The 343-nt window shown below is 48.1% G+C and carries 1 pseudogene; it reads left to right on the plus strand.

What is annotated here, in order from left to right:
• Window positions 1-343: pseudogene (locus OGX67_RS00360) on the plus strand (two-component sensor histidine kinase); the annotation flags it as partial.

Consider the following 343-nt stretch of genomic DNA (forward strand, 5'->3'; position numbering starts at 1 on the left):
GTTTGCACTGGCTAAGGAAAGGGATGTTTCGCATTACCGCGAAATTTTATTCGCTAACCTGGAAGAACTGAAAAGGTTGTCACGAATGACCAGTGACATGCTTTTTCTGGCACGTTCAGAGCATGGTCTGCTGCGGCTGGATAAACATGATGTGGATCTGGCAGCCGAACTGAATGAATTACGTGAGTTGTTCGAGCCCCTGGCAGACGAAACAGGAAAGACAATCACGGTTGAAGGAGAGGGCGTTGTTACCGGAGACAGCGATATGCTCCGACGTGCTTTCAGTAACCTGCTTTCCAATGCAATCAAGTATTCTCCCGATAACACCTGTACAGCGATACAC

The organism is Citrobacter sp. Cf118, from assembly GCF_030334095.1.
GTDB classification, from domain to species: Bacteria; Pseudomonadota; Gammaproteobacteria; order Enterobacterales; family Enterobacteriaceae; genus Citrobacter; species Citrobacter freundii.